At 66.8% G+C, this 16927-nt stretch carries 7 protein-coding genes; all 7 read right to left on the bottom strand.

Annotated features, from left to right (window positions below; translation table 11 throughout):
- Nucleotides 1-4: 4 nt before the first annotated feature.
- Nucleotides 5-2293 (bottom strand): hypothetical protein, encoded by a 2289-nt coding sequence (locus G3545_RS22000; protein WP_170015678.1) that lies wholly within the window; start codon nt 2291-2293, stop codon nt 5-7.
- A 10-nt stretch (nt 2294-2303) separates the two neighbouring features.
- Nucleotides 2304-4994: a hypothetical protein gene (locus tag G3545_RS22005; RefSeq protein ID WP_170015680.1), complete on the bottom strand. Its 2691-nt coding sequence runs from the start codon at nt 4992-4994 to the stop codon at nt 2304-2306.
- A 36-nt stretch (nt 4995-5030) separates the two neighbouring features.
- The gene (locus G3545_RS22010) at nt 5031-7622 is read right to left on the bottom strand and encodes a hypothetical protein (protein ID WP_170015682.1); all 2592 of its coding nucleotides are present in this window, start codon (nt 7620-7622) and stop codon (nt 5031-5033) included.
- 37 nt (nt 7623-7659) lie between these two features.
- Complete coding sequence (locus tag G3545_RS22015) at nt 7660-9504, bottom strand: hypothetical protein (RefSeq protein WP_170015684.1); 1845 nt, start codon at nt 9502-9504, stop codon at nt 7660-7662.
- A gap of 1 nt (nt 9505) precedes the next feature.
- On the bottom strand, nt 9506-12064 hold the full coding sequence (locus tag G3545_RS22020) for a hypothetical protein (protein ID WP_170015686.1): 2559 nt from the start codon (nt 12062-12064) through the stop codon (nt 9506-9508).
- Between the two features lie 596 nt (nt 12065-12660).
- Nucleotides 12661-15786 carry an efflux RND transporter permease subunit gene (locus G3545_RS22025; protein ID WP_170015688.1) on the bottom strand — a complete coding sequence of 1042 codons (3126 nt, stop codon included), beginning with the start codon at nt 15784-15786 and terminating at the stop codon, nt 12661-12663.
- Complete coding sequence (locus G3545_RS22030) at nt 15783-16925, bottom strand: efflux RND transporter periplasmic adaptor subunit (protein ID WP_170015690.1); 1143 nt, start codon at nt 16923-16925, stop codon at nt 15783-15785. Before G3545_RS22030 ends, G3545_RS22025 begins: the two co-directional genes overlap by 4 nt.
- Nucleotides 16926-16927: the final 2 nt, after the last annotated feature.

Here is a 16927-nt window from a genome sequence, read left to right on the forward strand (position 1 = left end):
GCGTTCATGACTGCGGCGGCACGGAGGAGATGACGAGGAAGGTGTCGCGCGACGAAATCGGACCGAGCTTGCGCTCGAAGCCGTTGTTCATCACGTAGCGCACGTCATAGGTGTAGTCGCGAGCCGCCGGATTGCGCAGCTTCAGCGCCAGCGGCGCGCCGGGGCCCAGGGCGGTGAAGGCGAAGTCCTTTGCTTCCCGGTAATTGTTGGCGGTGTCCTCATAGGCGATGCGCAGCCGGATGGTCTCGATGCCGGCGGCGGCGAGCGGCGGGCCCACCACCTCGGGGCGTATCGTCCATTCCTTGGCGTAGCGCTCGCCGATGACGAGGGTACCGGCATCGGTCTCGATCCAGCCGGTCTGCACCGGTTCGCCGTCGGATTTCAGTATGGTCTGCTGGTAGCGGTAGCGGGTACGCTCCGGCCTTGCCCGGAAGAACTGCCATTTGTGCTCGCCATTGACGGTCTCCTTCGAGATGCGCACCGAGGCGCTCTCGAAGATGTCGTTCTCCTCGTCGGAATATTCGAGCTTGAGGAGGATCTGCTCCAGCCCCGTGCGGTCGCCGACCATGATGTCGACGAGGAACAGATTGTCGCGCGGATCGCCGACCAGCACCATGTCGGAGGAGGTTTCCTCCCAGGCGGTGACCAGGGTATCGGCGCCCTGGCGGGGATAGCTGAGCTGGTACTGTACGCTCTTTGGCGCCGATACCGGGATGCGCAGCGCTGCCGTCCAGTTCGGTTTCTGCTCGTCGAGCACCTCGGAATTCTCGTACTCCCAGCCGGAGGCGGGATCGCGGTAGCGCAGATGCACCACGACCTCGGGGAAGGTAGCCTTGTCGAGCAGGCGCGAGCGCTGGAACGCCAGCGAGCGGGTGCGGTAAAGCGTCTCCGGATTGATGGTGATGTCTGTACTGCTGGATTCGATCCAAGGCGAAGTCAGCAGTACATCGGGTCCCGCCACCGCCTGCGGCTGGAAGGCGACCGTGAAACGGTAGTGGAAGCTGGTGCCGACCGCTGGATCGAACCAATCGCGTACCGTTGCCTTCGGGCTCTCCTTGGTCAGCACGGCGCCGAACAGCCGTGCGTCCGGCGCCAGCCGGCCACCGACCAGCGGGCCGTAGAGGATGTCGACGGTGATTTGCGCCACCGATGCCGGGCTGAAATCGGCCACCGCCAGCATCTGCAGCCGGACGGTGCGCCACAGCGCGTCATTGCCGTTGACGATCGTAACGACGTCGTCCTTGGTGATGCCGAGATCTTCCCAGAACACGCTGAGATGGCCCTGGGGCGCAATCGAGCGCTCCACCGCATGCATCATCGTGTAGTCGGCTTCGAACTTGCGCACCTGGCTGACGTCCAGCGTGCGCTTGGAGGCGCCGAAGTGGATCGGCGAGACGGCATCGCGGGCGCCCTTCAGCAACGACACGATCGAACCCGGCACGTCCTTGTCGAGCAGTTCCTTCGGATTGATCTTGGGTTCGAAGAACTTCTCGAAGACCAACTGCTGGAGCAGCTTTCGCACTTCGTCGCGCTGGGCCTGCATGCCCTCGTCGTCGACGCCCTCGGTCACCACCTTGAATTCGATCTTCTTCTTCTCCTCCAGCTTCTCGACGATCTTCTCCATCTCGTCGCTGTAGAAGAGGAAGCGGTCTTCTTCATATTCGCGAATATAGTTGTAGGTGAACTCCCAGTCGACCTTGGCTGTGATGTTGAAGGCGCGCTGCATGCCGACATACTTGAGGTCGTAGACGACGCCGGCCGGGATGAAGCCCTCGAACGAGCCGTAGAACAGCTTCGTCGCCCTTGCTGTCAGCGCGACGCTGAAGATCGCGCGGTTGTCGCCATAGAGCGAGGGCGAGGCCGGCGCACTGATGACGCTGACCCACTCGTCCGCCGGCGGCGGGTCGCCCGCCGCCGGGACAGGGGCGCCAGGCGGCGCGCTCTTGCGGTCGAGGAAGGTGAGATTGACGGTGCCGGAGCGGAACAGCAGCGGCGACAGGCGCGGCTCCTCGTCCAGTCGCATGTCCTGCTGGAGCTTGCGCGCCACCTTCTTCAGAGTCTCCTCGGGCCAGGAGAGCACGGTGTCGAAGATCAGGAACGACGTCACCGTGTCGTCGTCGGGGGCGATGTCGGAGAGGTCCTCGCGCAGCACCAGGAGCCGGATCGCCGGATGGCCGTCATCGACCGCGAGGTGCGGTCGGTTCGGGTAATACCAGAACTGGCGCGGGTCGCCGTAATCAGTGGCAACGACGACGCCTTCGATCTCGAAGAAGGGCGGCGAGAGGTAAAGCATGGCTGCGCCCTCACGCTGTCGCGACGTATTTGGGCACTACGATCTGCGAACGGTTCATCGGCACCGGGGCGCGGGTCACCACTTGGCCGTTGGTAAGATAATAGGTGACCTCGACGTCGAAGGTCTTGGGGCCGGCGGCGTCGGTACGCAGCCGGAACTGCTGCTCCTTCGGCTCTGTAAAGGTGAAGGTCTCGGTGGTGTCGACGCCTCGCGGTGGGTCGGCATAGTGGATATTGACCTCGACCACCGGAGTGGCGACGAAGTCGACCAGCTTGGGCACCATGAGGCAGGCGACCTCCGGGACAAGCAGCTTCTGCACCGTCACCTTCTCGTCGGGCGAGACGAATTCCGGCACCTCGACGACCCGGCCGTCATTGCCGTTATAGGTGATGCGGACCTTGAAATCCTTCTTGCCCGGATTGCGGATCGGCAGCACCCAGCTCTGCTTCTCAGGCGAGGTGAAGGCGAAGGTTTCACTCTCGTTGATACCGTTGGCGGGGTCCTCGTAGGCAAGGCCCACCTCGACGATCGGCGTGGTCTTGAAGTCGAGCAGCATCGGCAGGACGTCGACATTGAGCTCGGCCGGCTCCTTGGCACCGATTACCAGCGGCTGGTCGCCCTCCGCCGAGATCCAGCTGGTCTTATCGAGCGATCCGTCATCGTACGAGGTGGTGATCATGTACTGGAACTTGCGCGGCGCGCCGTCGGCCAGATACGCACTCCAGGTCTTGAACTCGTCCACCGCCTTGAGCCGAAACACGCCTTCGGCGGAGACGCTGTTGCGCGGGTCCGCATAGTTGATATTGACCACCGACTGCACCACGCGCTTCCACCGGCCAGTCGGAAGGATTTGCACGTCCAACCGGTTCTCCGAGCGCGGCTCGTTGATGAGCAACTGGTTCGAGGTGGTCTCTGCCCAGCGGGTTTCGACCGTCTGGTCGTTCTTCAGGAAGAAGCGGGCACGGTAGCGCACCGGCTTGGTGCGGGGCACGAAGATCCAGCGCGTATAGACCTGCTCGGCCGCCGAGCCGTCGAGGATGAAGGCCGAGGTCTCCTTTGTGACACCCTGCGAGGAATCCTCGTATTCCAGCTCGACCTGTACCGTCTTGGTGATGTTGGCGAAGTCGATATTGCCGGCGCGCAGCTTGATCTCGATCTTGCCTGGCGCGCGCACCGCTATGGACAGGCGGTTCGTCGAGGAGCGCTCGAACTGGGTCCAGGCGCTGGTGGTGCCGCCCTTATAGATCACCCGCCATCGATAGCTGTATTCGCGCTTGGCCCCGATCAGGCTCGGATCCCATTTGAACTCCTTGACGTCCTTCGTGAAATTGGCGGCGGTCGATTTGGAGTCCGGGCGGTTGTTCTCGTCCACGCCGTCATATTTGAACTCGACCTGCACGGCGTCGACAGGATCCTTGTCCCAATCGATGCCGAACACATAGGCTTTCAGATTGAGGGTCTGGAAGAACGGGTCGTCGAGCGTGATCTTGCGGACATACTGTTTGACTTCGCTGGCGGAGAGCCCCTTCAGGAAGCCTTGCAGCGTGCCCTGTGGATTGATTGCGGACTCGCGGACGGTGCTGAGCTCCTCGTCATAGACGAAGGTCGAAAAGTCGACGCTGGATTCCGTCTTGAGGAAATAGATGTCGCTTTCCTTGTTGACGAAATCCTTGGTGGGGTCATCCGCCGGTGGCGCAGCTGGCTGCTTCTTGCTGGCGAGGCGGGCGGCCAGCGCATCCTGGATCGCCTTCACCGCGTCCTGTCGCATCTGGGTGACGAGGTCGTCCGGCGTGCCGGGAAACCCGACATCAACCTTGATGTCGATCAGCCCGGAGGAGATCGCCATCTGCATGTTCTGCTCCGAGTGGGACATGGTGTCCTCGTCGCAGCCGCCGCCCTCGTAATTGTGGAAGATGCCCTTCACCGCCGTATAGACCTCGCGGGTATTGGCGCTGGCATGCACCTTCACCGGAGGCACGCGGGCGGCGAACTTCATGTTGTAGGTGACCTGGATCGGCGTCAGATCGGTGGCACCGGTATTGTCCGGGTCGACCAGCGTCTGCACCATGAAGTCGGCGCCCATCGAGGTGAGATCGAGATTGGCCGAGGCGACATTGGTACCGACCAGCGAGACCGCGCCCTCGGCCAACCGGTTTGTGACGAGGAGCTGGCTCTGTGGCGCCGAGACGCGGAAGGTGCCGGAGGTCCAGGTCGGATCGGAAAGGATCACCTTGGGCGGGGCGTTGCCGGGCGGGGCGGTCGGCCCTTCCGGCCCGAGCCCGAGCAGCACGTCGTCGACGCCCAGCGAGACGTTGGTGGAGAGGTTCGGCAGATTGTGCCGGCTGGTGATGCGGTAGCCGCGCACATCCTTGCGGGCGGCGTCGGCGAGCGCCTTGAGCTGGTTCCAGAGCTGGTCGACGTCCTTCTGCAGGGCAGTGGTGATCGCCTTCTCGGCGGCGGGCTCCACCCGCATCTCGACATCGAGCACCATGTATCCGCCGCCGCGCGGCAGGTCCGGCTTCTCCTCGCGGTCCTGGTCGCCAAAGGCAAACGCCACCAGCAGGAAGATCGGCTTGCCGTCCTCGTCGGTGCGGATCGTGACGTAGTTCGGGATCAGGTAGAACTTCCAGAACATCGTGTCGTCCTGATAGGCGGTGACCCGGTGCTCGTTGAAGGTCCTCCAGGCGGGAAGCTTCAGCATGCGCGTCTCCTCGAACTCTTCTGCCGTTCTTCTTCATCAATGGGCTTGGTATCTGGGAACGACCACGCGGGGGATGGTCGACTGCATCCAGTCGCCCGCCTTCTCGGTGCCGTCGGCGAGGAAATAGGTAGTGCGGTAGGTGAAGCCGATGCGTGAGGCATCGCGCGTCGCTACCCGCCAGGCGGCGGCGCGCTCGCCGTCGTTGAAGGTGAAGGACTGGCGCAGGTCGAGGTCGTATTCGGCGTCCTCGTAGCGCAGGTCGACCGCGACGATCGGGGTGACGTTGAAATCGACCAGCTGCGCCAGCAATTGGACCTGGAGCTGGCCCGCGGCCACTGCGCGGTAGAGTGGCAGCACGATGATGGTGTCGGTCTCGCGCCGCTCCGGCAGCACCACCGGGTCGCGGTCGACCGGGAAGTGGGTGACGGTGTAGCGGAAGGCGACGGGCGCGCCCTCCGGCGCCTCGACATCCCAGAACTGCGCTGTCTTGCCGTTGAAGATCAACGTCTTCTGCTTCCCGCCGGGGATGTCGTGGGTGATCGTGACCTCGGTGAGCGGGCAGGCGGCCAAGTCGAGAGCGTCGGCGGTAACCATCAGCCGGATGCCGGGCAGCTTCACCGTGATGGGCAGCAGCGGGTCGCCCGGATTGTCCTGCCAGTCACGCCGGATGAACTGGCCGCCCTTGAACGAGGCCTGCCACTGGAAGCGATAGTTCCGCTTCTCGCGATCCTTCAGATACACCTGCCAGGTGGCGAAGCTGTCGAGTCCCTTGAGCGTGAACATGTCGTTGACGGCGATGCCGTTCGCCGGATCCTCGTAGCGCAGGTTCACCCATGCCTGGGCGACCTCGGCCCAGCCATCGCCGGCCGGGAGCAGGCTCACCCGCAACACGGATTCGGTCGGCTGGTTGACGAGAAGCTGCGGCCCCTCGACCGCGTGCCACTCGCTCTCCTCGACAACGTCGCCCGACCTCAGGTCGAAACGAAGCCGGCTCATGAGAGGGCCGGCCTGCGGCGCGTCGATCACGCGCTCATAGCTGCCGCGCGGCTTTTCGGCGGTGAGCAGCACGACCGACTCAGCGCGCGGCACGCCGTTGGCGGCGTCCTCATAGGCGAGGCGCACCTGCACCTGGCTGACCAACTCCTTGAAGTCGATGGCGCCGGCCAGCACCTCGACGCTGAGCCGCCCGGGCGAGACAATGGAGACGATGAGTTGCGGCGCCTGCCGGGTCTCCCACGGGCTGAATTCGGTGGCGCGCCCGCCCTTCAGCACGGAGCGGTAGCGCCAGCGATAACGCCGTTCGCCGCCGATGACGGGCGTGCTCCACACTATCGGTGCCGAAGTGGTGAAGCTCGGCGCCGTCGAGGCGCGGCGCACCACGCCGTTCTCATCCGACGCCTCATATTCAATCTCGACCTCGGCGTGGTCGATGTCCTGGAAGGCGGTGAAGACCTGGATCGAGACCTGCAAGGTGGCGAAGAATGGATCGTCGACGCGGATCCTACGCACATGGCGGGCTCGCGCCGCCGGGTCGCCACCGAGCAGAGTCTGCAGCGTGCCGGTAGGGTGGATTGACCACGGCACCACGCTGCGCTGTTCGAGGTCCAGCTTGATCGACATGGTCTTTTTGTCGAGCGAACGGGCGACGACGCGTCGGGTGCCATAGCGCCGCCGTCGCAGAAGAAGCCGCGTCGTCGGCTTCGCCGCGGCGGTCGATGCCGCGGGGGCTGGGGGCGGCTCGCCTTCGGCGGTGAAGAAGGTTGAGGCCACCAGCTGCTTCAGCACGTCGAAGGCATAGGCGCGCAGCTCCGCCACCACCTCGTCGGAGATCGAGCCGGAGCCGGTGTCGATCTGCACCGTGACGGCCCCCGACATGGTGAGGCTCTCCTCGTCGACGTTGGCGTCCTCCAACTGCCGACCGGTGCAGCTATTGACGCCGCGGCCGCGGATCTGCTGCTCGACATAGGAGTGCATGCGCTCGCCATCGACCTCGAGATGGATGCGCGCCGGTGGCAGGCGTGCCCAGAAGGTTAGGTCATAGGCGACCTGGATCGGTGTCTCGTCGCTCTGGCCGGCGCCGTCGGCGGGGTTGCCGACGAGGGTGCTCTCCATGAAGGAGGCGCCTGCGGGCGTCAGGTCGAGCGAGAAGCTGGCGATGTTGCCGGTGAGCAGCGAGGCCTCGCCCTCGGCGACGCGCCCGGTGACGAGGCTCGCCGATTGCGGGGCGTTCATCTTCACCCCGCCATCTATGAAGGTCGGGGTCGAGAGTTCGACCCGCGGCGGGGCGACGGTGCCGGCCACTCCCGGACGCGCCTTCTCGTCGGCGGTGCCGGCGCGCAGCCGCTCCCATTCAGCGTCGACCAGAGGTTGGAGCGAGGACTTCAGCGCTTCCACCTCGGCGGGAAGCGCCTCGAAGGCGGTGTCGAAGGCGATGTAGCCGCCACCGCTCGCCGGCTGGCCTGGCGCGACGGCCTCGCCCGCATAGGCGACCAGCAGGAACACCGGATCGCCGTCGGCATCGAGCCGAAGCCGCGGCGCGGTAGGCAGCGCATAAAACCGGAAAAACTCGGTGTCGTCGCCATAGATGGTGAGGTCGCCGATGCGATCTCGGGCCGGAACCGTCAGCATGGGCGGCCTCCTCGCGGTCGGTAGGCGGGCGCGCGGCTCATGACGACACCGCCTCTTGGGACGGAAGGGTGATGACCAGCGCGGCGCTGCTGGCGTCCTGCCAGGGGCCGATGATGACCGGCGCGGTCGAGCCGTCGGCGAGCAGTGGGACGTGCTGGACCTGGACGCGATAAGCGAGGGGGTCGAACACCGAAGCCGGCCAACAAGCCCATGTCGTCGAAGCGCCGGGTATGAGCGGAACCAGCCGCGTGCGCCCGCTTGGATCGGCGAGCGTAACGGCGACGAAGGCCGCGCCTGCTGCACTCGCCGGATCGAGCGTCACCGCCACCGTCACCGGCTCCAGCACCTCCAGCGCGGAAGTCGGCACGATGAAAGCGGGCGGCGCTTCGCCCTGATAGATGAGGAACGCCTGCGTGCCGGACGCGGTTCGCCGCTCCGCCGTAACTGTCAGCGTCGGTGGAGGCTCCGCCAGCGGATAGGCCGGCGCGCCGGACGGCGCCTGTGCCGTCAATATCGCCTCAGCGAGCAGGTTTTCGCCACGGCGCAAGCTAGCCCGCACCGTTTCCGCGCGCTCGAACACGGCGGGCTCGACGCTGATGACGGTGAGGCCGAAGCCGGCCAGTTCCGGGGTGATCTCAACGAGCGAGCCGACTACCGGCACCGCGCGGGCGGGCAGCGGACGCGGCCAGGGCGTCGTAGCGCCCGGGACGGCGGCGAGCGTGGCGGTGACGCTCGCGGCCAGCACGAAGGCGCTGGTGAGCGCGGGATAGAAGGCGGTGAAGCGCTCCACCGTCGAGCGGCCGGGAAAGGCGAAGCTGCGGCGCTCCGGCACGCCGCCGGGTCCGGTGGTCTCGACCGACACCCGCAGCCCGCGGACAAAGCGCGGATCGAGCGGCATTGCCGCTACCACGGTCACCGCCACCGGCGCGAACGGCGCCAGCGCCGGCAAGGCGGGGAAATGCCGCTTGCGCTCTTCCACCCCCATTCCAGCGAACAGCTCGGCCGCGGACCATGAACCGCGCCAGACGGCGCGCGTCCGGCGCGGAATCGAGAGGTCCCAGTTCCATTGGCCTGCCATGCCTTCCTTGAGGCGCCAGCGCCGCTCGCGCCACGGGTCGTCGTCCGCCACCGGGACCAGGAGGTCGCCGAGCAGGCGGCCGGCAAGCTCCGCCAGCAGCGCATCGGCGTCGGGGAGGGCATTGCCGTCGAGCGCGCGGACTGTGACCGGGCCGAGGCGATCGGCGATGCCGGGCTGGCGCGGCAGGGAGAGCAGCGCCGCTGCGACTTCGTCCGCGGTCACGCCGGCACCCGAAGCGGCGGGCGTCCCGAGGAGGATGGCGGCAGCCAGCGCTTCGAGGTCGGCTCCCAGCAAGACCGGCCAGCATGGGCCGAGGCCATCATACTGTGCCTCGACCGCCACCTTGACGCCGCCTTGCGCGCCCGCTTTCAGGAGGGTGTCGAGCAGTTGCAGCGCTTTCGGGTCAAGCCCGCAGCGCTCGGCGAATAGCACGTCGCCGGTCGGGAAGGCTTCGGTCCAGGGTCCGAGCACGCCGACATCGGCGAGGATGGTCGACCAGCCCTCGAGCCGGGCGCGGGCGGTGTGAAAGCCGATCGGCCGCAGCGTCCAGCCCCGGGCCAGCGCCGCCTGTTTCTCGGCATCGTCAGGAAACCGGGCCGCGAGTTCGACCTGCACGATGCCGCCAGCCGCGCCGCTCACGCTGTCGCGATAGCGTACCAGGAAGAAGCGCGGCGTGCCGTCGGCATCACGGCCGGGGCGCAGGCCGGTCGGCAGGCAATGCAACTGGCCCGGATCGGCATGGTCCGGGAAGCCGGCGCCGGGCGCGAGCGGACAATCGGCGGGCGGCGGGGCGAACACCAGCATGTCAGGCCTCCACCGGAGCGACGACAAGGGCGCCGGCGCCCTCCATCCAGGGCGAAGCCGCACCGTCACGCGCCGCGTCCGCAGGCCCGACACGGTTGACGACGCGGTAACGGTAGCGCGTCGCATCGGGCTGCTTCAGCAGCCAGCCGAGGATGGGGATGCGCAGCCTGGCGCGTTCGGATGGCCCGGCAGCATCGAGCGTCGCCGTGGTGTCGTTCTCGAACTCCACCCGCAGCCCGCTGAGCGGTTCGGCGCCGCCGGGCGGCACCACGCCGAAATAAGCCGGGTCGGTCGAGACCTCGACCTCGAAGGTGTCCGACGAATAGCCCTGGTTGGTCATCAGCCGCGGCAGCAAGGCGGCGAGATCGGCGTCGACTACGGCCAGCAGCAGCGGGTCGAGGTCGACGACGTCGGCATCCGGCGGGACGATGCGATAATCGAGGTCGATCGATCCACCCGGCGGGATGTGCTGGCCGGGGAGCGCCTCGGGGTAGGCCACGGCGGAGCCGGCGGGAGAGCGATAGAGCTCGGCGATGGTGACGGTGCTCTCCAGCCGGTTCTGCAGCGCCACCCGGACCTTGCCGTCGCCGACCGGCCCGCGGAAGGCGCGCCCGAGCATCGGCCCGGAGGTCTCGCGCAGCGATAGCCGGACCGGGATGCTGGTGACGTCAGAGCCGATCAGCGCGGCTTCGACCCGCCCGGCAATACCACCGGTCTGCAGCATGGCGACCACCGCCGCCAGCCCGGCGGGGGACAACTCGAACTCGTCGACAATGCCATCATCGAGGGTGACGTCCGCATCGGCCTGCTCGGCCTCGGCGATGCGGTCGGCGTCGGCGTCGGAGGGCAGGCGCAGCAGCAGCCGCGCCTTGCCCGGCATCAGCGTGGAAAATTGCGCGCTGCGGCCGTTCGCCCGCAGCTTGCCGCGCAACTGCTCCAGCAGGAACTCGTCAAGATGGGGTACCGCGCGATAGGCGAGGCGCACGCGATAATTGATGGTGGCGTCGTCGTCCCCCTCGCCGTCACTGCTGACCACCTCGAAGAAGGCGAGTCGAATCTGCGGCAGATAGGGCGGGGTCAGCGCCCGCGGGATGCGGAATTCCTGCGGCTCGTAATAATACCGGTCGGGGAAGGCGCTGTCCTGGTAGTAAACCACCGGCGCGCGGCCGCCACCGGCATCGAACTCGGCACGCAGCAGGATGTGGCTCACCGTTGGGCGCAGGTCGCCCGGCACGTCGAACATGTAGGCATTGACCTGCGGATCGAAGGTGAAGGCACCGACGATCTGCGTCGCGGTGACGTTGATGCGCATCAGCGCCGGCTGCTGCTTGGGGTCGGTGATGACGACGGGCGGCACCCCCGGCTTGTCCTTCACCGTGAGGTCGCCCTGCTGCAGCAACCGCCTCCGCCGCCTCATCCATTCCCGGCGCCAGTTCCGTGCCGCGGCCGACGGCGGCGCCGGCTGCGCAGGCGGGGCCGGCCGGGGGCGCGGGCGTCGACCGATCGCCCGGATTGGCCGAGCGGGGGCCGGCGTCACTTGCGGTGCCGCCGGAGGCCTGACGCGGAGCCGACGCACCAGATCGGCCTGGCGCAGCGCCGCCGGACGAATGGCGGTCTCCGGGGCGACGCCCAGGAGCGCAGGGTTGGGCGGAGTGACCAGTAGTTGCGGCTGCGCAACCAGCACATGGGGCGCGATCGCGGTCTCCTCGATCGCGAGCCGTCGCATGCCGAGCGCGAGTGCCGCGGGATCCGGCTTCTTCGGCTCGACCATCTGCGCGACGACGAGGTTCTTGTCGACCAGGAGCGAGGCCTGCTCGTGCACGCCATAGCGATGGAGCACCACCTGGCGCCAGGACCGCCGCCCGGCGGCGGCGAGGCACCGAAGCTCGATGCGCGCCTGCGCCTTAGGATCGGTGAGCGCCTGCCAGAGCTGGTCGAACACCGGCTTGTCGTGGATCGACAGCATCACGTCGCGGCCGCCGTCCGGGCGCGGCGCCAGTACACCGAGCTCTATCGCCATTTCGGTCATGGCGTTCGGGTCGGTGCCGCCGGCAACCTGGACGTTGTGGATCAGCCGGGCCAGCGCCTGATGCTCGATCTCGCGCAAGGTCGTGCCGGCCGGTGCGGCGGGCAGGACGCCGCGCAGCGCCACCGTGAGGAAGGCAATCGGGCCGTTCGGATCGTCCTCAGGACGGCGCCATTTCAGTCGCGTGGCATGGCGCCCGTCAATTGTCAGGGGCTGGTAGGTGGGGAGCGAGAACATGACGGCGGAGCCGTCGGACGCCGGGTAGAGCGTGCCCGGATTGAGCATGCCATCCGTCGTCAGCGGAAGCGCGGGCTCGCTGGTGGCGACGACCGCGGTGGGGCGCCGGCGCATGCGGGCGGACCGCATCGAGTTGTTTACGCCGTCCGCCGGGTCGACCCGAATTGCTGGGTCGAATTGCGCTGTGTCGATCCGCGCCGCGTCAAGCGGCGACATGTCATCGTTGAGGGTGTCGCGCAGCGTGCGCACGCCGAGCTGACGGTCGATCAGATAGACATCGTTGCCTGCGCCTGACATCCGGAGCCCCCCGGAGACTGCCAGACATCATTTATCAACGGCGAAAGACAATCAATCCAAATTCACGGAAGGGAAATTGGTAATTGCATGTCGACGAAAGCAGTTGCGCATGTAAATTGCGCTGGAATACCAAGCTGTATGAAATGATTTTCTTATCAAATTGAATCTTATCGCGTGAAATCACAGTATATAGGTATTATGATGGATAATTGTGAGATTTTATTTGAGGATTACTAGGTATCACGGTGCGCTTCAAGGTGGAGGCCAGCATCCCGCACGATGACGCGCTTCAATTTAGAGCAGAAGCGCATGGCTCTATGTCCTTAGCGCTACGGAATAAGGAAGAGACAATTTCAAAGGTCGCGACCGCTCTGACCATCCAGGGGGCCTCGAAAGTCGCGTCAGTTCGCAAGCAAGGTGACCGGCAGATCCGGTGCCGTGCGCAGGATCATCGCGGCTACGCAGGAAGGCGGGGATGGGCGTAGTGTTTCTCGGCCACAACCATTAAAGGAGCGCCGGCGCGGACCATTGTGCTCGCGTACGAGCGCCGAAGCTCGCGCAGTGCACCACCGCTCCAGGTCCGGGACCCGTCCGCGTCACTCCGCAGCGGAGGGAACGGCCATTTCTTCCCCATGCCCGAGTGCGCGCCCGGCGCCGGCTTGAGATGCGGGAGCGCCCTCCGGCTTGATGCGGAACCACACCGCGTAAAGTGCAGGCAGGAACAGCAGGATGAGCACGGTGCCGATGGCGGTGCCGCCGATCAGCGTATAGGCCATGGATCCCCAGAACACCGAGTGGGTGAGGGGGATGAAGGCCAGCACCGCGGCGAGCGCGGTGAGCACGACGGGGCGCGTGCGCTGCACGGTCGCCTCGATCACGGCGTGGTAGTCGTCGAGCCCGGCATCCCGGTTCTCCTTGATCTGCCCGATCAGGATCAGCGTGTTGCGCATCAATATGCCGGCGAGCCCGATCAGGCCGAGAATGGCGTTGAAGCCGAAGGGCTGGTTGAAGGCGAGCAGCACCGGCACCGCGCCTACCAGGCCGAGCGGCGCGGTGAGCATCACCATGGCAGTTGCCGAGAAGGAGCGGACCTGCAGCATGATGAAGACCAGCATCAGGGCGATCATCAGCGGGAACACCGCGGCGAGCGCGACATTGGCCTTGCCGGCCTCCTCGATCGAGCCGCCCATCACGATGTGGTAGCCCTGCGGCAGCGAGGCGATCAGCGGCTGCAGTGCCGCCATGACCTGCATCGAGACCTCGGGCGGCTGGGTGGCCTCGTTGATGTCTGAGCGGACGGTGATGGTGGGCGTGCGGTCCCGCCGCTTCATGATCGGATCTTCCATGCGCACCTCGGCATGGCCGATCTGGTCGAGCGGGATCAAATGCCCGTCGCGGCTGGTGAGCGAGAAATCGGTGAGGCGGGCGGGGTCGAGCCGTTCGCCGCCGGCGCTGCGTGCCACCACGTCGACGGTGCGGATATTCTCGCGGACCTGGGTGACGGTGACGCCGGTGAGCAGGAACTGAAGCTGCTGGGCGGCCTCCGCCGGGGACAGGCCGATGAGGCGCAGCCGGTCCTGGTCGAGCACATAGCGCAGCGTCGGCGCGCGATTGCCCCAGTCACGATTGGCCTGCCGCACATCGGGGATGCCGCGCATGATGACAAGCGCCTCGTCGGAGATCTTCCTGAGTTCGCCGGCATCCGGACCCGTGATGCGGAACTCGACCGGGAACGGCGTATAGGGGCCGAACACCAATTGGGTGATGCGCAGATAGGCTTCGGGCGCCAGCCCGTCAGCCACGGCGGCGCGCAGCCGGTGCTTCAGCGCCTCGCGGGCCTCGGCGTTCGGCGTCAGGATGACGATCTTGGCGAAGGCGGGATCGGGCAGTTCGGGCGCCATGGCGAGGAAGAAGCGCGGCGCGCCCTGTCCGATATAGCTGGTGACGATCTGCGCTTCCGGCTGCGCCGCCAGCCAGCGCTCGACCTTCTTGACCGTCTTCGTTGTCGTCTCGATGCTGGTGCCCTCGGGCATGCGCACTTCGACCAGCACTTCGGGGCGGTCGGAGGTCGGGAAGAATTGCTGTTTCACCGCGCCCATGCCGACGACGGCGAGCGCGAAGGCTGCCCCCACCGCGGCGCAGGCGAGGAATTTGTGGCGGACGGTGAAGGTGATGAGCCGGCGCAGGCGACGATAGTTCGGCGTGTCGTAGATGGCCTGGTGACCGCCTTCGACCGGCTTGATCGCGGGGAGCAGCTTGACGCCCAGATAGGGCGTGACGGCGACGGCCACGACCCAGGAGGCGATGAGGGCGAAGCCGACGATCCAGAATATGTTGCCGGCATATTCGCCGGCGGTCGAGCGCGCGAAGCCGACCGGCATCAGCCCGACCACCGTCACCAGGGTTCCGGAGAGCATCGGCGCCGCCGTGTGGCTCCAGGCATAGGCGGCGGCGCGGATCCGATCCATGCCCTCTTCCATCTTCACCACCATCACCTCGATGGCGATGATGGCGTCGTCGACCAGCAGCCCGAGCGCCAGGATCAGCGCGCCCAAGGTGATGCGATCGAAGAAGCGCCCGGTCTCCAGCATGATGAGGAAGACCACCGCGAGCGTCAGCGGCACCGCCGCGGCGACGACGATGCCGACCCGCCAGCCGAGGCTGAGCAGGCTCACCAGCAGCACGACGCCGAGCGCCATGACGAATTTGAGCATGAATTCGTCGATGGAGTCGGTGATGTTCACCGCCTGGTCGGTCACCTTGGTCAGGCTGATGCCGAGCGGCAATGTGCCGGCGATCTTCGCGGTTTCCGCCTCCAGCGCCCTGCCGAGGTCGAGGCCGTTCCAGCCGTCCTGCATCACCGCCGCCAGCATCAGTGCCGGCTCGCTTTGGTGGCGGATGACGAAGGTCGCCGGATCCTCATAGCCGCGCCGGACATCGGCGATGTCGGAGAGCTTCAGGGTGCGGCCACCAGCGACGATGGGCGTGTCCGCGATCTTCTGCAGGTCGTCATAGGCGCCGTCGAGGCGGATGAAGACCTGCGGCCCGTCGGTGTCGATCGAGCCGGCGGGCGTCACCGTGTTCTGCCGCTGCAAGGCGGCGAAGATATCCTGCGCCGACACGCCGAGCGTGACCAGCTTGGCATAGGAGAACTCGACGAAGATGCGCTCCGGCCGCTCGCCGAGGATATTGATCTTCTTGACGCCGGGCACGTGGAGCAATTGCTGGCGGATCGCCTCGGCCTGCCGGACCAGCGAACGCATCGGCATGCCGTTCGCCTTCAGTGCGTAGAGCGCGAAGCTGACATCGGAGTATTCGTCGTTGACGAACGGCCCCATGGCGCCGGCGGGGAGGTTCGGCGCTTCGTCCGCCAGCTTCTTGCGGGCCTGGTAGAATTGCTCCTGCACCTCGGTCGGCGGCGTGGTGTCCTTCAGCGTGAGCGTCATGAAGGCCAGGCCCGGCCGCGTCATGGTCTCGACTCGGTCATACCAGCGCAATTCCTGCAGCCGCTTCTCCAGCGGCTCGGCGACGAGGTCCTGCATCTCCTGTGCGGTCGCGCCCGGCCAGGCGGTGGTGACGGTCAACACCTTCACGGTGAAGGCCGGATCCTCGGCGCGGCCGAGCTTGACGAAGGCGAACGCTCCGGCGACGGCAATCGCAATGATGAAGAACAGCGTCACCGACCGCTCGCGGACGGCAAGCGCGGAGAGGTTGAAGCTCATGGCGTAGCGGCCTTCGACGTGCTCGGGATGGGGGCGTCCGCCCTGGCGACCAGCGTGCGGACGGATGCACCGTCATGGAGGAGATGGGCGCCCAGGGCGGCGACACGCTCGCCCGGCGCGATGCCGGATACGATCGCGGTCTCCTCGCCGAGCCGGCGGATGGTGACCGACCGGAAGCTGACCTTTGAGGTGCCAAGGTCGACCGCCCAGACCCCGGTCGCGTGGCCATCGTCCAGTATGGCGCCGACCGGAACCTCGACGGCGTCCGCGGTGCTCTCGTCCGCGATCCAGATCGTCACGGTCGCGCCCAGCGGCGCCGAGGCGGCGTCGCCCTCAAGCACGTAGCGCGCTTCGTACGTGCGGGTCTGCGGGTCAGCCGAATCCGACAATTGACGCAGGCGGGCCGGCCAGCGCCTTCGGCCGCCGCCATAGATGCTGGCTTGCGCGAGCGAGCCGATGGCCGGCCGGACCGCTTCGGGAAGCGCGACGGTGGCCTCGCGGGCTCCGGCATGGGCGAGCCGTATGACGACCTGCCCGGCCGAGACGACCTGGCCGGGCTCGCCGAGCGTCTCCACGACGGTGCCGTCGGCATCGGCTTCGAGAACGGAATATTCCGCCTCGTTCTGCGCGACCTTCGCCTCGGCCTCGGCGGCGGCGAGCTGCGCCTCGGCGGAATCCAGCGCCGCCTTGGCCTGCTCGTAGCGCTGCTTGGTCACCCATCCCTTCGCGGCGAGATCGGCGTAGCGCTTCTCGTCCGCGCGCGTCTGCACCGCCGTCGCGCGGGCGGCCGCGGCGTCGTTCTGCCTGGCGGAAACGGCGAGGCTCAGGTCGTTTTCATCGATGCGCATCAAGGGCTGGCCGGCGACGACGCGAACGCCGACATCGACCAGCCGCTCGACGATCTTGCCGGGCACACGGAAGCCCAGATTGCTCTGCACGCGGGCAGCGATGGTGCCGGTGAACGCGCGTTCGGAATCCCGGGCCGCGCGTGCCTCGGCGACCGCGACGATGGGCGGGGCGCTGCGCGGGTCGTCGGGTGCCATGGTCTCTTCGGCCGATCCGGACACCATGACAAGGCTCGTGGCGCCGACGGCCAGCAGGGGGAAGGCGACCAGGAGCAGAAGATGCGCGCGTTTCATGG

The sequence above is a fragment of the Starkeya sp. ORNL1 genome (assembly GCF_012971745.1).
In the GTDB taxonomy this organism is placed as follows: domain Bacteria; phylum Pseudomonadota; class Alphaproteobacteria; order Rhizobiales; family Xanthobacteraceae; genus Ancylobacter.